The organism is Coleofasciculus sp. LEGE 07092 (assembly GCF_015207375.1).
Taxonomy (GTDB): domain Bacteria; phylum Cyanobacteriota; class Cyanobacteriia; order Cyanobacteriales; family Coleofasciculaceae; genus LEGE-07092.
Window position 1 is genome coordinate 43,850 of record NZ_JADEWY010000016.1, and the last position, 22,574, is coordinate 66,423.

General features: G+C 46.7%; 18 protein-coding genes and 1 pseudogene. 11 read left to right on the forward strand and 8 right to left on the reverse strand.

The genetic code is table 11. The features are described from left to right. Positions 1 to 148 precede the first annotated feature (148 nt). A complete protein-coding gene (locus IQ257_RS06225; RefSeq protein ID WP_228060465.1) occupies positions 149 to 1,324 on the reverse strand; it encodes a sugar phosphate nucleotidyltransferase in 1,176 nt (391 codons plus the stop codon). A 334-nt stretch (positions 1,325 to 1,658) separates the two neighbouring features. Between IQ257_RS06225 and IQ257_RS31390 the strand changes: the two are divergent. Next, a pseudogene (locus IQ257_RS31390) lies at positions 1,659 to 1,832 on the forward strand (SulP family inorganic anion transporter); the annotation flags it as partial. 37 nt (positions 1,833 to 1,869) lie between these two features. On the opposite strand, the gene IQ257_RS06235 reads toward IQ257_RS31390, so the two are convergent. Beyond that, positions 1,870 to 2,757 (reverse strand): hypothetical protein, encoded by an 888-nt coding sequence (locus IQ257_RS06235; RefSeq protein WP_193873851.1) that lies wholly within the window; start codon positions 2,755 to 2,757, stop codon positions 1,870 to 1,872. A 43-nt stretch (positions 2,758 to 2,800) separates the two neighbouring features. Further along, on the reverse strand, positions 2,801 to 3,328 hold the full coding sequence (locus IQ257_RS06240; protein WP_193873850.1) for a hypothetical protein: 528 nt from the start codon (positions 3,326 to 3,328) through the stop codon (positions 2,801 to 2,803). A 235-nt stretch (positions 3,329 to 3,563) separates the two neighbouring features. On the opposite strand from IQ257_RS06240, the gene IQ257_RS06245 reads away from it, so the two are divergent. The 4 genes from IQ257_RS06245 (at position 3,564) to IQ257_RS06260 (ending at position 8,399) form a co-directional block, all read left to right on the forward strand. Next, complete coding sequence (locus IQ257_RS06245) at positions 3,564 to 5,270, forward strand: ABC-F family ATP-binding cassette domain-containing protein (RefSeq protein ID WP_193873849.1); 1,707 nt, start codon at positions 3,564 to 3,566, stop codon at positions 5,268 to 5,270. Between the two features lie 277 nt (positions 5,271 to 5,547). Then, positions 5,548 to 7,146 carry a 2,3-bisphosphoglycerate-independent phosphoglycerate mutase gene (gpmI, locus tag IQ257_RS06250; protein ID WP_193873848.1) on the forward strand — a complete coding sequence of 533 codons (1,599 nt, stop codon included), beginning with the start codon at positions 5,548 to 5,550 and terminating at the stop codon, positions 7,144 to 7,146. An 87-nt stretch (positions 7,147 to 7,233) separates the two neighbouring features. Then, the gene (gene secG / locus IQ257_RS06255; protein WP_193873847.1) at positions 7,234 to 7,467 is read left to right on the forward strand and encodes a preprotein translocase subunit SecG; all 234 of its coding nucleotides are present in this window, start codon (positions 7,234 to 7,236) and stop codon (positions 7,465 to 7,467) included. A 68-nt stretch (positions 7,468 to 7,535) separates the two neighbouring features. After that, complete coding sequence (locus IQ257_RS06260) at positions 7,536 to 8,399, forward strand: matrixin family metalloprotease (protein ID WP_193873846.1); 864 nt, start codon at positions 7,536 to 7,538, stop codon at positions 8,397 to 8,399. A 9-nt stretch (positions 8,400 to 8,408) separates the two neighbouring features. Here the strand turns inward: IQ257_RS06260 and IQ257_RS06265 are convergent, their stop codons facing one another. Both IQ257_RS06265 and IQ257_RS06270 read right to left on the reverse strand, forming a co-directional pair. Continuing rightward, complete coding sequence (locus IQ257_RS06265; RefSeq protein ID WP_193873845.1) at positions 8,409 to 8,591, reverse strand: hypothetical protein; 183 nt, start codon at positions 8,589 to 8,591, stop codon at positions 8,409 to 8,411. 93 nt (positions 8,592 to 8,684) lie between these two features. Beyond that, entirely contained in the window at positions 8,685 to 10,832 is a 2,148-nt protein-coding gene (locus tag IQ257_RS06270; protein ID WP_193873844.1) for a S8 family peptidase, read from the reverse strand. Positions 10,833 to 11,127: 295 nt separating this feature from the next. Here IQ257_RS06270 and IQ257_RS06275 point away from each other — a divergent pair, with 295 nt between their 5' ends. The 3 genes from IQ257_RS06275 to IQ257_RS06285 all read left to right on the forward strand — a co-directional run bounded on the left by IQ257_RS06275 (position 11,128) and on the right by IQ257_RS06285 (position 13,419). After that, positions 11,128 to 11,451, forward strand: coding sequence for a nucleoside triphosphate pyrophosphohydrolase (locus tag IQ257_RS06275; RefSeq protein WP_193873843.1), 324 nt, complete (start codon positions 11,128 to 11,130; stop codon positions 11,449 to 11,451). A 199-nt stretch (positions 11,452 to 11,650) separates the two neighbouring features. Beyond that, a complete protein-coding gene (locus IQ257_RS06280; protein ID WP_193873842.1) occupies positions 11,651 to 12,727 on the forward strand; it encodes a DUF262 domain-containing protein in 1,077 nt (358 codons plus the stop codon). Beyond that, on the forward strand, positions 12,724 to 13,419 hold the full coding sequence (locus IQ257_RS06285; RefSeq protein ID WP_193873841.1) for an MAE_28990/MAE_18760 family HEPN-like nuclease: 696 nt from the start codon (positions 12,724 to 12,726) through the stop codon (positions 13,417 to 13,419). Before IQ257_RS06280 ends, IQ257_RS06285 begins: the two co-directional genes overlap by 4 nt. Here IQ257_RS06285 and IQ257_RS06290 read toward each other — a convergent pair. Together IQ257_RS06290 and IQ257_RS06295 are read right to left on the reverse strand one after the other, a co-directional pair. Then, positions 13,416 to 14,456: a DNA cytosine methyltransferase gene (locus IQ257_RS06290; RefSeq protein WP_193873840.1), complete on the reverse strand. Its 1,041-nt coding sequence runs from the start codon at positions 14,454 to 14,456 to the stop codon at positions 13,416 to 13,418. The genes IQ257_RS06285 and IQ257_RS06290 overlap by 4 nt on opposite strands. 422 nt (positions 14,457 to 14,878) lie before the next feature. Continuing rightward, complete coding sequence (locus tag IQ257_RS06295; RefSeq protein WP_193873839.1) at positions 14,879 to 15,841, reverse strand: tetratricopeptide repeat protein; 963 nt, start codon at positions 15,839 to 15,841, stop codon at positions 14,879 to 14,881. 105 nt (positions 15,842 to 15,946) lie between these two features. Between IQ257_RS06295 and IQ257_RS06300 the strand changes: the two genes are divergently transcribed. After that, positions 15,947 to 17,161 carry a DUF790 family protein gene (locus IQ257_RS06300; protein ID WP_193873838.1) on the forward strand — a complete coding sequence of 405 codons (1,215 nt, stop codon included), beginning with the start codon at positions 15,947 to 15,949 and terminating at the stop codon, positions 17,159 to 17,161. Positions 17,162 to 17,306: 145 nt separating this feature from the next. After that, complete coding sequence (locus tag IQ257_RS06305) at positions 17,307 to 17,915, forward strand: Uma2 family endonuclease (RefSeq protein WP_193873837.1); 609 nt, start codon at positions 17,307 to 17,309, stop codon at positions 17,913 to 17,915. Between the two features lie 345 nt (positions 17,916 to 18,260). On the opposite strand, the gene cax is transcribed toward IQ257_RS06305, so the two are convergent. After that, positions 18,261 to 19,382 (reverse strand): calcium/proton exchanger, encoded by a 1,122-nt coding sequence (gene cax / locus IQ257_RS06310; protein WP_193873836.1) that lies wholly within the window; start codon positions 19,380 to 19,382, stop codon positions 18,261 to 18,263. Positions 19,383 to 19,800: 418 nt separating this feature from the next. Between cax and IQ257_RS06315 the strand changes: the two genes are divergently transcribed. Beyond that, on the forward strand, positions 19,801 to 22,452 hold the full coding sequence (locus IQ257_RS06315; RefSeq protein ID WP_193873835.1) for a DUF3536 domain-containing protein: 2,652 nt from the start codon (positions 19,801 to 19,803) through the stop codon (positions 22,450 to 22,452). The last annotated feature ends 122 nt before the right edge of the window (positions 22,453 to 22,574 follow it).

The window sequence follows — 22,574 nt, forward strand, 5'->3', positions numbered from 1 at the left end:
ATTAACAGATTTTCTACCCAAAAATCAGATCAAAGTCCCTCTCCCAAAGCGGGAGAGGGATTTAGGGTGAGGGCAAATGACTTTTGTCAGTCAATCAGATACCAGGCTCAACTGTAATACGTCCTTAGCAATCCATGTCCCAACAGCTCTAATTCGCGCCGATACCGAAGAGTTCTTCAATCTCTGCACGTGTTGTCGAGTCTGCCAGTTCAGCCGATGACGGACTCCGACGAGTATCGGTAATCAGCCAATCGAGTGCTGCTGCCTGAACATCAATGGTGGCACCGGTTTTGTCAACGCAGTAGCGTCCAAAGACCAACTTATCCACCACACTTACTCCGGCTCCCAAACGGGAATATTCAAAGATAACGCTATTATCAACGATTGCCCCCTTACAGATCCGGCAATTCGCTCCAATCACGGTCGGACCGATAATCTTTGCGCCATCTTCGATATGAGTCATAGCACCAATGTAAACCGGACCTTGGATATCCACTTTGTCCCAATTGACCGCCACATTCAAACCCGTGTAGATGCCGGGAGCCACTTCCTTGCCGGGAATCGGCACATTCTTAATCTCTCCAGTCAAAACATTCCGCACCGCGTGCCAATAGTCTGGCACTTTGCCAATGTCCACCCATTCAAAATCCATTGGCACCGCATAAAACGGAGCATTCATATTTACCAGCTTGGGAAAAAGTTCGCCGCCGATGTCAAATTCCTGACCCGATGGAATATGGTCTAAGACTTCCGGCTCAAATATATAGATACCCGTGTTGATATTGGTGCTCAAGGCTTCCTCAACGGTCGGTTTTTCCTGAAAGGCAGTAATGCGCCCCGTTTCATCCGTAACCACAACACCGTAGCTAGAAACCCGCTCTTGCGGAACGGGTTTGGTAACAATGGTAGCAATAGCGCCCTTCTCTTTATGCCACTTCACGGCTGCCGACAAGTCCAGATCAATCAAGGCATCGCCGCACAGGACAACAAAGGTATCGTCGAAAAAAGGATAAAAGTCTTGGATTTTCCGCATCCCACCCGCAGAACCCAAGGCTTCTCCCACGAGTTGACCATCGACAATGCGACCTTCAAAGGAATAGGCAATTTCAACGCCAAAGCCCTGTCCGTCGCGGAAATAACTTTCAATCTCATTTGCCAGATGAGAAACGTTGACAACAACTTGGTCGAAGCCATGCTGTTTCAAGAGTTCGAGCAAAAACTCCATTACAGGTTTTTGCAGGATGGGAATCAAGGGTTTGGGAATCGTATAGGTAATGGGGCGAACCCGTGTCCCCTTTCCAGCCGCCAGAATCATGGCTTTCATGAATTTTCTCCTCAAGCTACTTTTATGACTCGATATTCAAGCTCTCAATTGTGAGCTATTTTTACTAGATGCATTGACAACAGCCCACTGCCACCATAGAAAATTTATGAAGAAAATGCGAACCGTATTTTTACTTATTTTTAATCAAATGAGTTGCCTTTTTGTATAGAAGAGATTAACTCTGATTGTTTATTAAAAATGATTCATTTATTTTTTCGTCAAAGTAAATTTAAAACTGCAATATCCTATAGTTAGAGAGACAAAATGAGACCTCTCTATGCTTTCCATAGAGACTCAAGATAATACAAATGATCATATTCATTTAAGATTTATGGTGATCGCTTACACCGTGATTTCCGGCTTCATGTCTGGGATTAGCGTTATTCTGGTCATCCTGCAAATCGCACCCTTTCTCGGACAGCCTAGTCCTAAAGGTGGCGTAGTCGGTACTATTCAAAATCTGCCCCAGCTTTTGACAAATATTAACCCTGCCGAAACCGCTGAAGGTCGGGTTTTGAAGGGTAGGCAATGCCCACCCTATTCTATTAAATTTCCGCCGCTGCGCGTTCAATTAAGCGATGAGCCACTGTTTGAGTTCCAGTATGTTCGTAGTAGTTTGTTGTCGTATCCAAGAATGCTGCCAAATAGTCCAGCTTATCGTCGGCAATTTCAACGAATCCTTGCAAGTGGCTGACTACTTTCTCCGGCGTCAAACCCTTGGCTGCAACTACCCCACCCATCCAACCTTTAACAGAGTCAAAACTTTCACCGATAAAGTTGAGCTTACCTTGAGAACTGTTGCCTGGAATTAGACTGCTGATTTGTTTGAACGTGGGATTTTGTTCTAACCGGGAGGGACTCAGCCCAGCTAAGGTTGATTGGGCTAATTGGATAAAATCAGGACCAAGGGGAATCAAACCATCCAGGCAAATGAGGGCTGCCATGCGCATGATAGACTCACCACTGTAGTCGGACAGAGCATTGACAAAATCTCCGATGCTGTCTCCAGGAATACCGTTAATTTGGCAGAATGCCACCAACTCGACTACAACTTTCAGACACAAATCGATGGTTTGAGCTGTATCAGCTTTGGGAGTAAGCCGATTTAAGAAACCTAGAAAAGAAATTTTCTCGCCAATTTTGTTGGCTAGTGCCGCTGTACCGAGTGCGAAATCAGCACTATCAACAGTTTGAAATAACCAGCTCGCTCGCTGGTATCCCTCTGACTTGTCATTGTACAGCCACAGAGCGCGTTCGCTAATGGCTTGAATTAAAGCTGGGTCATCTTCGCCAGTCACTTCACAGACTGTATTTTTAAACCCCACCACATTTTTCCACTCACCAGGCACGACAAAATCTAGCGATCGCAGCACGGAAACGGTCATTCCGCCTGTGGGTAAGTTATCGACTAATTCAATAATTGATTTGCTCATCTCAAGTTCTGGTTGTCGTTTACTAATAACCAATGGCTAATTATTATTTGAGTTGGGATAAACGGCTGAGGTTGAACTTTTGCAGCCAAGCGTCCCGATCGCTAGGGGTAAACGAATCATCACGGGATTGGACTTTGACTTGAAAGCGATCGCCCACTAAAATAGCCGTTTGAGTCTTCCCCACATCAACGGCTGGATAACCTGCAATTTTTCTAGTCGGGGTCTGGAATTTCTTAGCGGCACTGGGGTTATTTGCCAAATCATTGATAGAGAGAACTGCTACATCTTTACCCCCCGCTTTCAATTTTGCTTCGGCAAATCCTGTTTTCTCCTGGGCAAATACTCGCTTGTAATCACCGCTAGGGTTTGGAAAGAATTTATTAAATTTCCCCCCCGCTAAAGGTTCCCCTATAGGAGCCTTGATGGGTTGGGTGTCGGTCGGCTGTTGAGAACTAATGGGCGGGGCTTGAGTCGAAGTTGGGGGAGCTGTGGACGGTCCAGCGCAAGCCGTTACGAATAACAACACCGATACCAATAAAGTAGCCAGAATTTTACCTGCTCTAAAAATCATACTTGTCTTTCTAATCGCTTGTTCCAAGACCTTCCCATTTTGGCACGCGGATTAGAGCCGCAAGCAGTGATTCGTGACTAGTGACTAGTATTGATTTAAGCCCTGAAGTGAGAGCATCCCATTTTTGGGGTCATTAAATTTTGTTACGATAAACTCGGATAGAGAGCAAGCTGCGACCCTAAAGCGTCTAGTAGCTCAACCGCCCTGCTGAAATCTGCTTGAGACATTACAAAAAATGCTGCGACTTGAACATATCAGTAAAATTTACCCCACTGGCGAAGTTCTCAAGGATATCAACTGGGAAGTTAAGCCAGGAGATCGCATCGGTTTGGTTGGTGTCAACGGTGCGGGTAAATCGACTCAACTTAAAATTATTGCTGGGGAGATCGAACCCACCGCTGGCGAAATCATCCGTCCTGCCAGTTTTCACATTGCCTACCTCACTCAAGAATTTGAAGTAGACCCCAGCCGTACTGTCCGAGAAGAATTTTGGACGGTATTTGAGGAAGCCAACCAAATGCAGCACGAGATAGCGCAGGTGACTCGGGCGATGGAAACGGCTGACCCCGAGGAACTGGATCGACTGATTCACAAGCTCGATCGGTTGCAGCGTAAGTTTGAAGCCCTCGATGGTTACGGGTTAGAAGCTCAAATTGAGAAAATTTTACCGGAGATGGGGTTTGAACCGGAAGATGGCGATCGCTTAGTGAGTGCCTTCAGTGGTGGCTGGCAGATGCGCATGAGTTTAGGTAAAATCTTGCTGCAAAGCCCTGACCTATTGCTGCTGGACGAACCAACGAACCACATCGATTTAGAAACGATTGAATGGTTAGAAAATTACCTAAAAGGACTTAAAACTCCAATGGTAATTGTCTCCCATGACCGGGAGTTTCTTGATCGACTCTGCACCCAGATTGTCGAAACCGAGCGGGGTGTTTCCACAACCTACTTGGGTAACTATTCTGCGTACCTGCAACAGAAAGTGGAAATGCAGGAAGCGCAGATGAGTGCCTACGAACGTCAGCAAAAGGAACTGGAAAAACAGCAAGCCTTTGTTGAACGTTTCCGTGCCAGTGCAACTCGTTCGACCCAAGCGAAAAGCAGGGAGAAACAACTGGACAAAATTGAGCGGGTTGAAGTGCCAACCGCTAGCTTAAAAACCCTGCACTTTCGTTTCCCTCCCTCTCCTCGCAGCGGACGGGAAGTTGTAAAAATCAAGGATTTGGTGCATACCTACGATGATAAAATCCTCTTTTTGGGAGCTGACTTACTAATCGAACGGGGCGATCGCATTGCCTTCCTCGGTCCTAATGGAGCGGGGAAATCTACCCTACTGCGTCTGGTAATGGGCATGGAAAGCCCCACGGAAGGAACAGTTGAACTGGGCAATCACAATGTCATTCCTGGTTACTTTGAGCAGAATCAGGCAGAAGTTCTAGATCTGTCGAAAACTGTCATGGAAACCATTCACGATGAGGTGCCAGATTGGAAGAATGAAGAAGTCCGTACCTTATTGGGACGATTCTTATTTAGTGGAGAGACTGTCTTTAAAAAGATTGAGTCTCTCAGTGGGGGCGAAAAAGCGCGTGTGGCGTTGGCAAAAATGCTCCTGCGTCCCGCTAACTTGCTAATCTTGGATGAGCCGACCAATCACCTGGATATTCCGGCTAAAGAAATGCTGGAAGAGGCAATCCAAAACTATGATGGAACAGTAATTGTTGTCTCCCACGACCGCTATTTTATTTCCCAAGTGGCAAACAAAATTGTGGAAATCCGAGAGGGGGAGTTCCTTAGCTATCTGGGGGATTATCATTATTTTCTGGATAAAATTGCTGAAGAAAAAGAACAGGTAAGGTTAGCCGCGAGCGCCGCAGAAAAAGCCGCGAAGAAAGCGGCGAAGGAGGCGAAGAAAAAAGCAGCAGCTAAAAAAGGGAGTAAGTGATTATGCTTATTTTTTCTCGAAAATACAATTAGAACATTAAAGCATCAACTAAGTGATTCGGCTTTCAGTCATATTCCTTTTCCTTGAGAAGGATATTAATCATCAAGGGATCTGGATAAAGCTGTAGCGGTTGTTGAAGTTCAAATAGACCAGTAAATTTAGAATTATCCTTACGCTGAAAACCCAAACCTAAAAAGAAAATGCAAAATTAGCAACAAATTCAATCGGCAATGATATCATTGCGGTGAAATTAATGTAGGAACAAAGAGCGATACTTATGATGCAAGCACCTGTATCTCCTGTGGTGCTAGTCATCTTGGACGGCTGGGGTTGCCGCGAGGTAACGGATGGAAACGCCATTGCCGCTGCTCGCACCCCTGTAATGGATAGCCTTTGGGCTGCCTACCCCAGTACAACAATTCGGACTTCTGGAAAAGATGTAGGTCTGCCAGAGGGTCAAATGGGTAACTCCGAAGTGGGACACCTCAATATTGGCGCTGGGCGCGTAGTACCCCAAGAATTGGTTCGCATCTCTGATGCCGTTGAAGATGGCTCTATAAACGAGAACGCAGCGCTACTCAAAGTCAGTCAAGCTGTTAAGAGTCGAGGCAGTAAGCTTCACTTGATCGGTTTGTGCTCTGAAGGTGGAGTACATTCTCATTTAGATCACCTGATCGGATTGCTGAAATTTGCGAAATCTGAAGGCTTATCAGATGTTTGCGTTCACGCAATTACCGATGGTCGCGATACCAAACCCGTAGAAGGCGTGAACGTGATTCAAGCCCTTCAGGATAGTATTGATGAAATTGGCGTTGGACGCATTGTCACCCTTAGCGGTCGCTACTACACCATGGATCGAGACCACCGCTGGGATCGCATCCAAAAAGCCTATGAGATCATGACCCAGGATGGCACTGGGGATGGTCGCAGTGCCATTGAGGTTTTAAAAGCCTCCTACGATGCTGATATCACCGATGAGTTCGTTCTACCCACCCGCATTGCTCCCGGTGCGATAGAAGCAGGTGATGGTATTATTTTCTTTAACTTCCGTCCGGATCGGGCGCGGCAGCTAACCCAAGTCTTGGTCGATCCAGAATTTAAGGGATTTCAGCGGGAGCAAATTCAACCTCTAGCGTTTGTCACCTTTACCCAGTACGATCCAGCATTCCCTGTCTTAGTGGCGTTTGAACCTCAGAACTTGAATAATATTCTGGGGGACGTTATTGCCCAGAATGGTTTGCAGCAATTCCGTACTGCTGAAACTGAAAAATACGCCCATGTCACTTACTTTTTCAATGGCGGTTTAGAACTGCCCTTTGAAGGGGAGGATCGGGAGTTGATTCCCAGTCCGATGGTGGCAACTTACGATCGCGCACCCACTATGTCAGCGGTGGAAGTAACCGATGTGGCAGCAAATGCGATCGCAAAAGGCATTTACTCCTTAGTTGTAATCAACTACGCCAACCCCGATATGGTCGGGCATACGGGTAATATAGAAGCCTGTGTCCAAGCCATTGAAACCGTCGATAGCTGCCTCGGACGCCTGATAGAAAGCATCAACAGAGCAGGTGGCACAGCGATTATTATTGCTGACCACGGCAACGCTGAATGTATGCGAGACGAGCAAGGCAATCCCTGGACAGCTCACACAACCAACCCCGTACCCTTTATTCTGATAGAAGGGGAAAAATTAAAGATCCCTGGATACGGCACCGAAGTTGCCTTGCGCAACGATGGGCGTCTGGCGGATATAGCCCCGACCATTCTGGAAATCTTGCAACTACCGCAACCGCCGGAAATGACTGGGCGCTCTATGTTCGTGCCTCTTGAATTTGAAGTTCGAGCCAATCGGACACCCGTGCGAGTTGCTCTGTAGTCATTAGTCATTGGTCATTAGTCATTGGGTTTTCAAAAAAAAAGGACGAATGACAAAGGACAAACAACAAAGGACAAACAACCAATCATGGCAATCGATCAAATCCTGCAAATTATCTGGGCAATATCAGCCCTTGGTCTGATTATTTTGGTTCTGCTACACAGTCCCAAAGGGGACGGTATTGGCGGAATCGGCGGTCAAGCCCAACTATTTACCAGTGCCAAGAGTGCAGAGACAGCTCTGAATCGAGTGACTTGGGTACTCGCTGTTCTTTTTATCGGCTTGACTGTGATTTTGAGTGCAGGTTGGTTGAATCAGTAGACACTTTGAGTCGCAACTCCTAACGAGACAGTTGTGACTAAAGGACTGTACAGGGCAACCGCTTGAGGATGAAAAAAACCACCGTTCACTGGCTGAGGCGTCTCTGGAAAACTAACGGGAGACGCCTTATTTGGCTGGGAGTGGTTTTGATTTCAACTCTAGTCGTTCTGTTGACTTCCTTAGAGCAGGTGGATGCTCACAGAGATTCCCTTTCAGGAAACACCGTGCAAGGAATTTCCACTGCTCCCCCTGCTTCCCCTTCTCTACCCATGCCTCAAGTTCATCCCTTACCGCCAACTTTGGCACACTGGCAGGACTCTACCCATGCTGGTGATTACTTTTCCGAAATCAAGCTGACCCCAGTAAACTATCTGGTTTGGTCGCAGTTTCCTGTTAAGGTTTACGTGGAGCGACCTAAAGAACCTGTTGAATCCTCTGCCAGCGCTCAACGGTTTCAAAATTGGATGGATGCGGTATTGCAAGCGGTAGGGGAATGGAATGCTTACTTGCCCCTAGAGGTCGTTTCTCAGTCAGAGGGAGCTGATATTGCAATTTTGCGATCGCGTCCTCCCCTGCAAGCCTCCTTAAACCGTGAAACGGGAAAGTTTGACTCTATTCGCGCTCGTACTGCCGAAACTCGCTATGAATTTTACCTGCGGCAATCAGAAAATGAAAAAAGATTTGATATTATAGCACAGAAGTTTACCATTCAGCTCAGTCCCGACCAAAGTGTAGACTTCACGATTGCCACTGCTCGTCACGAGTTGGGTCACGCTTTGGGAATTTGGGGTCATTCTCCTGTAGAAACCGATGCCCTTTACTTTTCCCAAGTGCGCAACCCGCCAGGAATTTCTGCCAGAGATATCAATACGCTGAAACGGATTTACCAACAGCCAACCCGCTTGGGATGGACTTTGGAGGGTCAAGGGTAGAGGTTGCGCTTACCCAAATTTAATAATAACGGCTTGCACAAGCTTAACGATTTCAAACGCTACGAAGATACCCAGAATAGCTGTAACTAAACTATTCAGGATCGAGTTGTTGCCATAGCCAAAAAAGGAGGCAGCAAACTTGAGCAACACCGCTGAAAGGCAGATAATCACGAAAATTTGTAGGGGAGTCATAGATTCTGGTCAAGCTAGGTACTGTTGCTGATTTGACTATATCACCCCCAGTAGAGACGTTACATAAAACGTCTCTACATCAGGACAGGAACTTTAACGCTTAACTTCCTGAATGGCTGCCTGGGCGTTCACCAGCCCGCTGCCGAAGAAATACTGCTCCGGTGAGACGGGTTGGGGTATCGAGAAAATACCGGGTAGGCGCACAATGGAAAAACCAGTACCAAAACCAACGGCTGCCTGCAAGCGGTATTGATTCTCATCCCCCTTGGAAATCGTTAGTCCATCGTAACTAGAGGTTTCTTTGAGAATAGTCACTAAGCGATCGCGGCTCAAGCGGCGATTGGGGTCTTCCCCTTTCATCAGCGCCATCACACCCGCTACTGTGGGGGCTGAGAAGGACGTACCCTCGACCTGCACGTACTTGCCTTGCGGATCTAAGGCAACTCCCCAAGAATAGTCGGGAACAGACAGTCCCTTCCAGAAACCATCGACCCAAGTGCCGCCTGTGGTGAGAATGCCGCCATTCATGTTTAATTCGGTGTCCCCTCCAGGGGCAACGACATCCAGCCTGCCGCCATAGTTGCTGTAAACCGTGCGATTACCGGTCATATTGGTTGCCCCCACCGAAACCACGCCGGGAATTGCGGCGGGGAAAGCCACCCCATCTACGCTGTCATTTCCGGCAGAAGCGATAATAACCAGGTTGGGATTGGTATCAAGGACTTCAAAAATTTGATCGGTTAATTCCCGATCCGGCATCATACCACCCAAGCTCATATTAATAACATCCACTCCCCGTGCTGCGGCATAGCCTACGGCTTCAATCAAGGCGGCGGAATCAATTTGACCCCCCAAGCCAAAGACGCGGACGGGCAGAATTTTGGCATTTGGGGCAACACCGATAACTCCCATCTCTTCAGCAGGACGGGCAGCAATCACCCCAGCCGACCAAGTACCGTGAAACTCGGCGGCGACTTGATTGCGAAGGTAATTCCGCAACCAGGTGATTAACTGCGCCTGGGATGCATCGGGGTAGCGATACTCAAATTCATACACCAGCCCTTCGTATTGTTGGAGTAATTCCGCGTTTGAAAGTTCAAAGGACTGTTTAAAGTAAGGTTGTACGATTTCCAGTTCCTCTGGGCTGATCCGGGTATCAGGATCGCCCTCTCCCTCTCCCGAAAAGTCCCAGCCGTGAACTTCTCCGGGTAACTTGTCTTCTACTTCATCACCAATGCTGTAGACATTGTTGACCAAATCGGGGTGATCCCACTGAATCAAACTATCAATGACGGCAACAACGACGCCCTCACCCTTATTGGTATTTTTCCAAGCTTCTGTTGCTCGCACGTCGGTTCTCGGTAGGAGTTGACCGCGTTTGGAGGTGCTGTCGAGGTGCCATTGCAGGGGCAGCATAGCAGACGGAACAGGAGAGTTTGTTGATTTGGGCAGGCGATTTAGCAGTCGTTGCAGTCCCTCTACTGCCTGGGGCGTTTCGGTGAGGGAGGTTGTGTGGGTACTCTGTTCCTGAACTCTGGAGGTGAGAGACTGAATGAAATTAGGGGTAGCAGACTGCACGCCTGTCACGCCATTGAGTTGATTGGCTACATTCAGAACGGCGGTTCCTGATGTGGATTTGGAGCTTACCACATAGCGATTGTTAGTGAAGCGCAGAGGTCGAACAATCTCCAGGTTGTGGCGGGATAGGAGTAACTGCTTTTGAAGATTTGAGAGGTTGGGTTCCAAACTCAGGACAATTTCATTGGGGAGGACGACAACTTCCTCGCTGTTCTCTTCTGTGTTGCGGGTGAGTACGGGTAGGGTACTTTCAACATAGGATTGCTGTTGAATGCGTTCGGCGACAGCGGTGGGGGTAGCGGTACTGGCGGCTAGTTTGATGAGAGCATAGCGATCGCCTAAAGGATTCACTTCAACGTTTAACGGTTCGCTGGGAGTAGTAATGCTACGGCTATTAGAGCCACCCCCTTCCAAGGCTTGCTGGAGTTGCACGTAGGCAGGTTGAATGCCGATGCCCCGCGTACCCGCTTTCTGAGGTTTGAACGCGACAGCAATCATATCAGAACGCTCAGTTAGGGGAATTTGCTGACCGTAAAAGGTATAAAACAGGTCGCTCGGTGCTGGTGTTTGGGCGGTGGCGGCGAGAGGTTGCAGGAAAACGATGGGATTGGCTGCTCCCCAAAGGCAGCTAGTGAGCAGCAGGCTGGAGACAAGACGTTTCATAAGTTATTGCTTCCGATAGGGTGGTGTTATCAACCGATATCTCTGAGGGGTTGAGGGTTATGCAAGATTTAACGGTGGGATTTTGGGTAGGAAATCTCAGCTCTGACCCAAAGGAGGTTGACAAATTATTTTGAATGTGAATGATTATCGCACAATGTAGGAGTTAGATAGTAGCAGTTGTTGTTGATTAATGCAAAAGTTCCCGGATGAGCAATTTGTACAGCAAGTTGCTGCCTAAATTCCTTGGTTTTATAGGTAATCTAATCGTGATTATTTTGAGAACTGGAGCATTATTGTGCGGAAAGAGTATAACAAGCTGGTTCGGGATGGCATTCCTGAACTGATTCGCCAGGATAACCATGAGTATGAAGTCGTGGTGATGGGGGAGGAGGAGTATCGTGAAGCGTTGCGTCAGAAGCTAGTTGAGGAGGCGGGGGAGGTAGCTGCCGCAGATCATCAAAGGCTGGTGAGTGAGTTGGCGGATTTGTATGAGGTGATTGATGCGGTGATGGCTGCTTATGGGATTGAGCGGGAATTGGTGTTGGTGGAACAGGTGAGGCGGCGAGTTGATCGAGGGGGGTTTTTGAAGCGGTTGAAGTTGTTGTGGACGAGGGGGTAATTGGGGGTAATGATGGAGGAGCGATCGCGTTTTCATGTTCAGCTATCATCGTATCTTCTGTCTCTAGCTAACAATCCCATTGCAAGCCAGAATGGTTGGATGTCATTTAAGCCCTGCTTAGTGAGAACACTATGTAAGGGGTCTACAATCTATCCTTTCTACAGAACTTTCTACAGAACATGACATTTAAGGTTAAAGTATGCCACCGAAGCAAGAAATTACAGATGAGCTGAGAGAAGCCGCAGAAGCCGAAATCTGGGAAAAGCAGAAGCCTGTCGATTACGATACAAAAGAGTATCCAGTGGAAATACTTGTTCAGAAGTACATCGACGGTAGAGATGACGACACTAACGAGTTGTTTATACCTGATTACCAAAGAGAGATGGCTTGGGATGAGACAAGACAGTCAAAATTTATAGAGTCGGTACTTTTAGGATTGCCAATACCATACATCTTTGTTGCCGATATCTACGATGAGGTAAATGATCTAGGGCGTTTAGAGATAGTAGACGGTACACAACGCATCCGTACCCTAGCTAGATTCCTCAACAATGAACTAACGCTGAAAAAATTGGAGAAGCTTGGGAAGTTAAATGATTTCACCTTCGCTGACTTACCACTTGCTCGACAGAGGCGCTTTAAACGGAGTACTCTTCGGATGATCCAATTGACCGAGAAGGCAGATGAAGAAGTACGAAGGGATATGTTTGAACGAATCAACACAGGCAGTGTTGACTTGACCGATATGGAAAAGCGCCGGGGTATATCACCAGGCCCATTTCTCGATCTGATTGAAGAACTCTCTGAAAATTCAAAGTTCCGCAATCTATGCCCATTTTCCGAGGCTTCTATTCGCCGACGTGAACCCCAAGAATTTGTATTGCGTTTCTTCGCCTACTTAAACAATTATGAGAACTTTGAACGCCGAGTCAATGAGTTTCTTAATGACTATTTAAAAGAAAACAATCGCGAAGGGCTTGATCGTCAAGGAATGAAATATGAATTTCAGTCAATGCTGAATTTTGTAGAAGCTCATTTTCTTAATGGATTTAGTAAAGCCAAAGGATACACAAGGACTCCTCGTATCCGCTTTGAAGCAATTTCTGTAGGTGTTGCACTTGCCTTAAGAGAAAAGAGCAATCTGGAGCCAAAGTCAATGAAGTGGCTCAACTCTGACGAATTTAAAGAATACACTACATCCGATGCTAGCAACTCTAGACCTAAAGTAATTCGGCGGATAGAATATGTGCGAGATCAACTGTTAAGAAAATCATGACCAGCACATTATTTCAAGATTTCAATGAACGCTCTAAAGAAGTAAAAAAATATTTTATTTTCCTGAAAAGTTTAGAACAGGGAACAACTAAGTTAATTATGGAAGGGAAGAATGGAGTAGCTAAAATCCGAAAGATTGACCCGGAGTTGGAGAAAACTCTCAAAGCTAGTGGATTCTTATTGCTATACAATCTGGTCGAAGCCACTATGCGTAATGCAATCGAAGCAATATTTGAGGAACTTCGTAGTAAAGGAGTTTCGTTTGACAAGATTAGACCTGAACTCAGGAAAGTTGTCCTCAAGAATGTTGCAAAACGCAATCCTGATAAAGTCCTTTTGCAAATAACAGCTATTTCTCTTGACATTATCACGGCTGGATTCGATAAAGAAGATCTCTTTTCTGGCAACATTGATGGAAGAGAAATTAGAAAAACAGGGGATATGTATGGGTTCTCATGTGCTACCGATTATGCTAAAACAGCGAATGGATCTGATCTATTGACCGTTAAGATAAACAGGAATGATTTAGCACATGGTATCAAGTCCTTTGCAGAAGTAGGACGAGATCAAACTATGGGAGATCTCTTTAAGATTAAAAATAAGGTAGTCAAATACTTAAAACAAATATTACAAAATATTGAAACCTATTTGGCGAATGAGGAATATTTGGACTCCTCGACAGGCACTTTTTAACTTTTATTCTTGATATGGTTCAGAATACTTTGCGCGACTACTTGACCTAATTTGACGGGGACAGCATTTCCAATCAAGCGTCCTACACGGCTAAAACCAACAGGTTCATCAGGAGCTACAAACTCATAGTTAACCGGGAAAGTTTGCAACACTGCTGCTTCTCTGAGAGATATTGCTCTATCCTGCTCAGGATGCCCAAACCGACCGTTTCCGAAACCAAAGCACTGCGTTGTGATAGTCGGACTTGGACGATCCCATTCCATCCGACCGTAAACTGCTGGATAGGTCTTCCCACTGCGTTTAATATGGCATTCTGCAATCAGTTCCTCTGACCAATCTCGCCAAGTTCCACCAGGCTTTGAAGCACGAATACGACGAAGATTGAGTTTTGAAAGCTTGCTGCACCGATGAAGTCGGTCAGTTTTAGAGCCTTGACCTGCTGCAAGAGGTTCCATATCACTGATAGTACTTCGTACCGTTTCAAAGCTCATCTTATCGTGGGTTGGGAGAATCAAATTAATGTTGCCGAACTTTGAGGCAAAAAAGACCAACCGCTTGCGTGTTTGAGGAATACCATAGTACAAGCAGTCAACCTTATAGGAAGTCACAAAGTAGCCTAACTGTTTCAATTCACTAGTGAATTCATGAAAAACTTTATGCTGTTCTAACTGAGGTACATTTTCCATTGAAACAATCTCTGGAACGCATTCCCGCACAATACGAATGAAATCCTTCAAAAGCTCCCACTTTTCTGCTTGTTTGTTACCGTACCGCCTTGAATAGGTTGAAAACGGTTGACATGGAGCACATCCTGCTAACACCTTAATATCACCCACAGGGAAATGTTGTATTAACTCAGCACCAGTAACTTCTTCAACACTTTTCAGTATGAATCTTGCTTTATTGTTGTACTCATACGGAAATTCGCACGCTGGGTCAATGTCATAGCCGACATTTACAGGAAGACCTGCCTGCTGAAAGCCGTGGGTCAGTCCCCCAGCACCGCAAAACAAATCTACTGCGGAGATGCCGATCATTAGTCACTTCTATAAGGTATGTCTAAGCTAGGAAGCTATCATAACTCATCTAGTTACTATACTCCTATTGCTTTGTCTCATTTTTCACTTTAGTCAACGATGCCACAGAACGACTGCTCGCTTTACTCTTTCAGAAGACTTTACTCGTGAAGTTGCCGCACAGAGCGGGCTAATTATCCAAACTTCCGCTAATTTTATCAAAGACATTCGAGAACTAATAGAAAGAGAGTTATAACTTACTCTTCACTGTTCTCAAACTTAATCCCTTTATAAAATGTAAATCAACTGAATTTGAAATGTTATCCTCTGTAGGGGCGCATAGCTATGCGTCCCTACCCTGTTTAATCCCCCTTACCCTTCTTAGGGGGCTGGGGGGTTAGGTTTTCCAAATTCGCCCAAGGAAGGAATTATTCCCCTAACCCCTAACCAGAAATCAACGCTTCAAACCCCTCATTCCCCCGCAAATTATCAAAATCAGAATCAGTTCTAGCCAGCACGCGATTTTCACCGGAATCGAGCCGAATTGCTTCTTGCAAACTAATAATAGCCGCCTCAGCATTACCCAGTAACGCATAACAGCAAGCTTGATTGTACCAAGCATAGTCGTCCTCTGGGTCACTTGCGATCGCTTCTGAGTAGCTATCAACAGCTTCAGTATACCGACCCAATTGCCGCAGAATCTCACCCCGCTTGTACCAACTCCAAGGATCTGTCGATATGGCATCTAACGCTTGATCGTAGCTATCTAAGGCTTCTTCAAGGTGTCCCCAGTGGCGCAAGGCATCTCCACGCCTATACCAAGCCCAGTAATCATCGGGGCGTCGATCTAGCGCTCGATCATAACAGGCGATCGCTTCCTCATAACGCCCCAACTGCCGTAAGGCATCCCCCTTACGATACCAACTCCAGTAATCCCTCGGTCGGTCTTTTAGGGCTTTCTCAAACGAAGCGATCGCGTCTTCATACCTGTCCAAATCTTCCAGCGCCACGTAACCCCGGTTATACCAAGCCCAGTAATCACGAGGTCTGGTTTCAATAGCTTCATCATAGCTAGCGATCGCTTCCTCATAATACCCCAACTCCCCCAGTACCCTAGCCTTCTGACACCAAGCCCAATAGTCAGTAGGTTCCTTTTCTAAAGCTTTGTTATAACTTTCCAGGGCTTCTTCAAGGCGTTCCAAGCTTTCTAGAACATCCCCCCGCCAGTACCAAGCCCAATAATCGCGGGGCTTATACTCCAACGCTTTTTCATAGCTAAAGAGGGCTTCTTGATAGCGCCCTTCATCTCGCAACCCATGCCCCTGATGCAACCAATCCTGATAACTGTCGGGTCGGCACTCCAAAGTTCTGTAAACTGTGTGGAGTGCAGGCATTACTATACTCATCTCAAATCCCCTCCTTTTTTTGATGTCGGTATGGCAAAATCCGGCTGCACAATCAACAGTACCACTGCTGAATTTCAGTGCAATAATACTGTCTCCTAACTCCCTATGCTACCCAGCGATCTATTAATCAACCGCCAAAATGGGGAAGAGATTATCCCCAAACGGTTGCCGATTAATGACACAATTGGTGCGATCGCTACTGAATTGATCGCCTGCTTTCAAGGGGCGGTTGGGGGTACTCAGGGAGAACTTGATCGCAAACTCTCAGAACTCGAAGGCGATAGTCCTGATTATCGCCTCAAACGGGGTTTAGCACACATTCTCAAAAGCAACTTCAGCACCTTTGAAATTGTTAGTCCCCTAGAACCCAAGGAACTGAGACAGCGGGTATTTACCCTATCCGCCAAATCCCTTCCCTGTCACGCCGCTACCGAAGCTACACTGGAAACCCTCAGCAGCCTTCTGAGTCAGGAGTTAAATCAAGAGGTGTTACCCTCCCAAATTCGAGCGGGACTTTACGCAGATTTGCACGAAAACCGCATCCTCACTCAATTTGACGATCCAGCACCAGAAGCGCTACTCCATCGCTACAACTTGTCTCAAGTCCAAGGTATCTTCTATAAGGCATCTCACCTAATACTGAACGCTCACCGAAACGTGCCGGGAGAATACAAGCTATTATTCCGGTACTTAAAGCTGTTCGGGTTGATGACCTATATTGAGGGAGACGCCGATCATGGATTTACCGTGACAATCGACGGTCCTGTGAGTTTGTTTAAGCCTAGTACCCGCTATGGGTTAGCGATCGCAAAACTGATCCCCGCTCTCTTGCACGTCACCCGTTGGAGCCTTAAAGCCACCTTACAAATGCGTGACCCTTACACAGGAGCTTGGAAGTCAGGACGTTTTAGCCTCAATGACGATTGTGGGCTAGTAACGCACTATCCCCCCGGCAAACCCTATGATAGTATGCTGGAAGCCTCCTTTGCAAATCGCTGGGACTCCCTAAAAACCGAGTGGATACTAGAGCGAGAAGTTGACCTAATTCCTATTCCAGGCAGCGTCATGATCCCCGATTTTCGCCTCGTGCATCCCGATGGGCGGGAATTCTTGTTAGAAATTGTAGGGTATTGGCGTCCGGAATACTTACAAAAGAAATTTGCCCAGGTGCGGCGATCGGAATGTGACAATTTGATTCTGGCAATTTCCGAGCGACTGAATTTGGATAAGGCGGGGATCAAGATAGAGAATGTGCCTGCCAAGATTGTTTGGTTTAAGGATAAGCTTTCGCCAAAAGCGGTGCTTGAGGTGTTGGAGTAGAGATGTTATATGCAACGTCTCTACTCAGCCTACGGAATTTTGGCTGATTTCATTATCATTTTTTCGTTTAAAAGTCAATATCACTACGCTAGTAAAGTTAGGGTGGAAACTGTTGGTAAAGATTGAATATTCATGAGGTGAACTTATGCAACCGCAAACAAATACGGTTCAAATCAAAACGGTTAAGCCTTATTACACTCCGGAGGAATATTTAGAACTGGAAGAAAAGGCAGATTACAAAAATGAATATCGCGATGGGGCAATTGTAGCGATGACGGGTGGGACGACTAATCATAATAAAATTGCTTTGAATTTTGCCGCTAACTTGAAGTTTGGTTTAAGAGGGCAAGAGTACGATATCTATATCGGTGATGTGCGGTTATGGATACCTCGTTATCGTCAGTACACTTATCCCGATGTGATGGTGATTACAGGAGAACCAATTTATACAGGAACGGGGACAACTACAGTGATGAATCCGTTTTTGATTATTGAAGTATTATCCAAATCAACGAAGAATTATGACTTAGGGGATAAGTTTATTTACTATCGCTCAATCCCTGATTTTAAAGAATATATTTTGATTGATCAAACTAAATATCATGTGATGCAATATGCTAAAAATACTGATAATAAATGGTTATTAAGTGAACAAGAATCGACAGGTGCGGAGCTTAAATTAAGTTCAATCGAATTTCAAATTAATTTGAGAGATATTTACGAGAAAGTCGATTTTGCGGATAGTGAGGAGTAGCTGACTGCCTGACAGAAGTAACTAAGTCGGCGCAATTAAACTTAAGTGGAATACAAGAGCTTTAAGAAGTGCGATCGCTCTGGTATGAGTGTTAGGACTTACGCAAATTGACCGTTTAGACTCTACTCATAGTGGTAGTGTGGGCAATGCCGCCCTACCTATAAGCCATGTGCGTAAGTCCTGAGTGTAACAAACAAGGGAGCGATCGCTTGTGAGGCAGTGGGGATTCTCTAATCGGTTGATAAGAAAGCTAGAAACTAACCTTGTCTGTAATCTGCGATAGGAATTGTTCAGGAAAAAGGCAAAAGGTACAAGCAACTAATCCTTTCCCAACTCCCCTACTTCCTACCCCAACCCCTCAACAACCGGATGGAAGTAAAACGCCAACCCTAAAACCACATAAGCAGCTAACAGCAAAATTCCTTCCAACCAATTTGACTTACCATCCGAACTGATGGAATTAGCAATCAACACCGCCACTGCCACTGCCACCAGTTCAAACGGATTAAAGTCCAAATCCATTGGCTGTCCTAAGAACCATCCAGCAATGACTAACACAGGTGCAACAAAAAGAGCAATTTGCAAACTCGAACCCACTGCCACAGAAACCGAAAGATCCATTTTGTTCTTCATTGCCACCGTCACGGCTGTGGCGTGCTCTGCCGCATTACCAATGATTGGCAGCAAAATTACACCCGTAAACAGTGCCGTTAGTCCTAACTCAGAGGTTGCTTTTTCCAAGCTTTCCACCAGCAGTTCTGACTCGAGCGCCACAAATAAGGTGACAACCAGCAACACCCCAACCCACAACCACAGATTTACCTCGTGTTCGGGTTCTTCAATGGCGGGTTTGGTTTCCCCTGTTTCATCTGACTCAACAATCTCTGCTATCCCCACATCAAACAGATAGCTGTGGGTTTTCATGGAAAACAGTAACGTTAGAGCATAGACCAAAATTAATACAACAGCAACAGCGACTGAAAGCCTCTGCAATGTGGTTGCATCGATACCGGGAGTCGTAGCATCCATCGCTGTCGGCAGAAGCATCGCAATCACTGCCAGGTTCATAGAAGAGGCATTCACCCGCGCCACGACGGGTTGAAAATCTTGCTCTTTATAGCGCAAGCCTCCCAGCAGCATCGACAACCCCATCACCAACAGCAAGTTACCAATAATTGATCCCGTAATTGTAGCTTTGACCACATTGACCAATCCGGCATTCAGGGCTATCAGGGCTATAATTAGCTCCGTAGCATTGCCAAAGGTGGCATTGAGCAACCCTCCTAAGGTAGGACCGACAACCACGGCAATTTCTTCCGTTGCCGCACCCATCCAGGATGCAAGGGGAATAATCGCCAAGCAGGAGGTAATAAAGACTGTTGCCGCTCCCCATTCCAAAAAGTGACCGGCAATGGACAGGGGGACAAACAGTAGCAAAATGGACAAAATCGTGTTTTTGTTTAGCATCTAAGATTTGAAAGTACTTAGCAAGCAGCACATTGACAGGATTCTAGGATACTCGCTCCGTTGCCAGTCATCAAAAAGTTCGCTAAGGTAGGTGCAACAGTCATGGTAAATTGTTATATTGCCATTAAGTTCCATGAATTTCCCGCAAGATCTATGAAGATTTACTCAAACCATCTAAATATTGCGGTTGAATAAAAATAGAGTGAACGATTCCAAAGCTTTTACCCCTGAAAGCCAGTTGAATGACTGGTACGATTGTTTCTGGCTAATGCCTATTGGCGTTTCCGAATTAGATTGCTAGCTCTACATCAGAGATTAGCTAGAGCGATCGTCACACAATCCCTACCGAAGGATGAGATGGGAGATGAGTAGGGAGGGAAGAGTTGTTTGATTAGTTTTTTAGAATTTGGTGATCCCGATGACTTCTGCTGCTGAACTTCCAGCTACACAAGCTGCGGCAACGAGCGCCATTACATCGTTAGAGAGCGCTGGGATCGTTTCCGATCCCCTACACACAGCCACGGGCGTTTATGTAACGGTTCATGGTCATTTCTATCAACCGCCCCGCGAAAATCCTTATCTTGACACCGTAGAGCGTCAGCCTTCTGCCTCACCATTCCACGACTGGAACGAGCGTATTCACCACGAATGCTATCGTCCCAATGCCTTTGCCCGAGTACTAAACGGGTTTGGCGAAGTGGTGGAAATTGTCAATAACTTTGAATATTTGAGCTTTAACATCGGTCCGACGCTCATGTCGTGGCTGGAACGTTACGATGTGGAAACCTATCAGCGAATCCTGGATGCCGATCGCAAAAGTTGCGAACGCCTAAATGGTCATGGCAATGCGATCGCCCAAGCTTACAACCACATGATTCTGCCCCTAGCCAACGAACGGGACAAATATACCCAAATCCGCTGGGGCAAAGAAGATTTTCGCTCGCGGTTCGGTCGTGACCCCGAAGGAATGTGGTTAGCGGAAGCTGCTGTAGACTATCCCACCCTAGAAGCTTTGGTAGCAGAGGGTATTAAGTTTATCATTCTGGCTCCCTCCCAAGCTGAACGCTGCCGACTGCTGCCGACAGAAGAGAATCCTGATCCCGAATGGCACGAAGTCGGCGGTTGTCAAATTGATCCCACCCGACCCTACCGCTGTTTTCTAGATAGCGGTCAGTACATCGATATCATTTTCTACGACGGTCCCATCTCCCGCGATATGGGCTTTAACGATGTCCTCAGAAGTTCCGAACATTTGGCAGGTCGGCTAAGTTTAGCCATTCACGGCGACCATCGTCCGTCCCAGCTCATTAACGTAGCAACAGATGGGGAAACCTTCGGGCATCACAAACGCTATACCGAAATGTGCATTGCCCATGCCTTTACCCAAGAGTTTCCTTATCGCAACTGGACTGTCACGAACTTTGGGCATTACCTGAGCATCAGTCCCCCCACTTGGCAAGTCGTCCTTAAACCCGTAACGGCTTGGAGTTGCGCCCACGGCGTTGATCGCTGGCAAGATGACTGCGGTTGTGGTGGCGGCGGCGGTTGGCATCAGAAGTGGCGGCGTCCTCTGCGGAATGCCTTAAATTGGTTGCGGGATCAGTTAGTGCCAGTGTACGAAGATATGGGTCGCCAGTTCTTCAGCGACCCTTGGGCAGCACGGGACGAGTACATCCAAGTCATGCGCGATCGCTCCCCAGAAAATATTAAAAACTTTCTGAACCGCCACAGCGTTGCTCCCCTAGCTCCAACCGAACAGATTGATGCCCTACGGCTATTGGAAATGCAGCGCCATGCCCTGCTGATGTACACCAGTTGCGGCTGGTTCTTTGAGGAAATTTCTCGTCCGGAAGGCGTTCAAATTCTGCGTTATGCAGCGCGGGCGTTGGAATTAGCCGGTGAGGTAGCTGGCATACAGCTCGAACAGGGTTTTCTCGAACGCCTTACCTTAGCACCCAGTAATGTGGACTGCTTTAAAAGTGGTGATGAAGTTTACCGACAATTAGTTGTATCCTCACAAGTTACCTTTAAGCAAGTCGCAGCCCACTACGCTATCACCTCTCTTTTTGCCAGCTATCCCCAACACGAGCGGGTCTACTGCTACGATGCCCATCAACTCGATTACCAGCTCCAACGGATGGGATCACTGACGCTAGGGGTGGGGCACCTACAGCTAACGTCTCAGATTACTTGGGAAAGCGCCAATCTGGTATTTGCTGTCCTGCATCTAGGGGGTTGGGATTTTCACTGCTGTATTCAACCCTTTGCAGGTCGTCGATCCTACAACGAACTCAAGGACAAGGTGTTTGAAGCCCTCAAACAGGCAAGTGCTGCTCACACCATTCTGGCAATGAATGAAATGTTTGGTGCTCAGTCCTTTAGTTTGCAGAATTTGTTTGCTGAGGAACGACACCGGATTATGAGGCTGTTGAGTAAAGAAACCCTGACACGCTTAGATCAGCTCTATACTCAGGTTTACCGGGATAACTATGGCGTATTGATGGCATTCCATCGGGATGATCTGCCAGTACCCAAAGAGTTGCAGGTAGCCGCCGAGATTGCCCTATCGAATCGCTGTCTTTATCACATCAAGATGCTCGATTCTGAACAGGGCGATCCCCAGAACGGTTTAGCTCATCTGGGTGAATTAGAAGCGATCGCTAGGGAAGCTAATCAACTGCACTGTCACTTGAATCTCCCAAAAGGCAAGCCGACCCTAGAAAAATTGATTTTGCGATCGCTCTGGCAACTGCTTCAGGATATCAACCCAGAAAGATTGGGAGAGGAGATCCACCGGATCGAGCGCCTCATCGAGATTGGTAATGAGTTGCATCTCGACTTGTGTCTTGACCCCTGTCAGGAGTTGTACTTCAAGTGCTTGCATAGTCAAATCGCGCCGCAGTCCCAACTGGCAATTCAACCCCTACCCACGTCCCAACAGAATGAGATCAGTGAGTTTGCTGAACAGTTCTCAACCAGCAATGGGGATAAAACTCAACTGCGCCAATTGCTCCAACTCGGTCAAAAACTAGCTGTAGAGGTTAGTCCCTGGTTGAGTCAGTTGTCATGAGGGGAAAGGGGGTTCAAGGGGAGAGGTAGGGTGTTGGGTGTTGGTGAAGAGACAAGGAGACAAGGAGACAAGGAGATTTTTGATGTGTTACTCTTCTTCCTAGCTCCCTAGCTCCCTAGCTC

Coding starts and splice junctions, on each gene's coding strand:
- IQ257_RS06225 (WP_228060465.1), bottom strand. CDS start 1,324: ATGAAAGCCATGATTCTGGCGGCTGGAAAGGGGACACGGGTTCGCCCC.
- IQ257_RS06235 (WP_193873851.1), bottom strand. CDS start 2,757: ATGAGCAAATCAATTATTGAATTAGTCGATAACTTACCCACAGGCGGA.
- IQ257_RS06240 (WP_193873850.1), bottom strand. CDS start 3,328: ATGATTTTTAGAGCAGGTAAAATTCTGGCTACTTTATTGGTATCGGTG.
- IQ257_RS06245 (WP_193873849.1), top strand. CDS start 3,564: ATGCTGCGACTTGAACATATCAGTAAAATTTACCCCACTGGCGAAGTT.
- gpmI (WP_193873848.1), top strand. CDS start 5,548: ATGATGCAAGCACCTGTATCTCCTGTGGTGCTAGTCATCTTGGACGGC.
- secG (WP_193873847.1), top strand. CDS start 7,234: ATGGCAATCGATCAAATCCTGCAAATTATCTGGGCAATATCAGCCCTT.
- IQ257_RS06260 (WP_193873846.1), top strand. CDS start 7,536: ATGAAAAAAACCACCGTTCACTGGCTGAGGCGTCTCTGGAAAACTAAC.
- IQ257_RS06265 (WP_193873845.1), bottom strand. CDS start 8,591: ATGACTCCCCTACAAATTTTCGTGATTATCTGCCTTTCAGCGGTGTTG.
- IQ257_RS06270 (WP_193873844.1), bottom strand. CDS start 10,832: ATGAAACGTCTTGTCTCCAGCCTGCTGCTCACTAGCTGCCTTTGGGGA.
- IQ257_RS06280 (WP_193873842.1), top strand. CDS start 11,651: ATGCCACCGAAGCAAGAAATTACAGATGAGCTGAGAGAAGCCGCAGAA.
- IQ257_RS06285 (WP_193873841.1), top strand. CDS start 12,724: ATGACCAGCACATTATTTCAAGATTTCAATGAACGCTCTAAAGAAGTA.
- IQ257_RS06290 (WP_193873840.1), bottom strand. CDS start 14,456: ATGATCGGCATCTCCGCAGTAGATTTGTTTTGCGGTGCTGGGGGACTG.
- IQ257_RS06295 (WP_193873839.1), bottom strand. CDS start 15,841: ATGAGTATAGTAATGCCTGCACTCCACACAGTTTACAGAACTTTGGAG.
- IQ257_RS06300 (WP_193873838.1), top strand. CDS start 15,947: ATGCTACCCAGCGATCTATTAATCAACCGCCAAAATGGGGAAGAGATT.
- IQ257_RS06305 (WP_193873837.1), top strand. CDS start 17,307: ATGCAACCGCAAACAAATACGGTTCAAATCAAAACGGTTAAGCCTTAT.
- cax (WP_193873836.1), bottom strand. CDS start 19,382: ATGCTAAACAAAAACACGATTTTGTCCATTTTGCTACTGTTTGTCCCC.
- IQ257_RS06315 (WP_193873835.1), top strand. CDS start 19,801: ATGACTTCTGCTGCTGAACTTCCAGCTACACAAGCTGCGGCAACGAGC.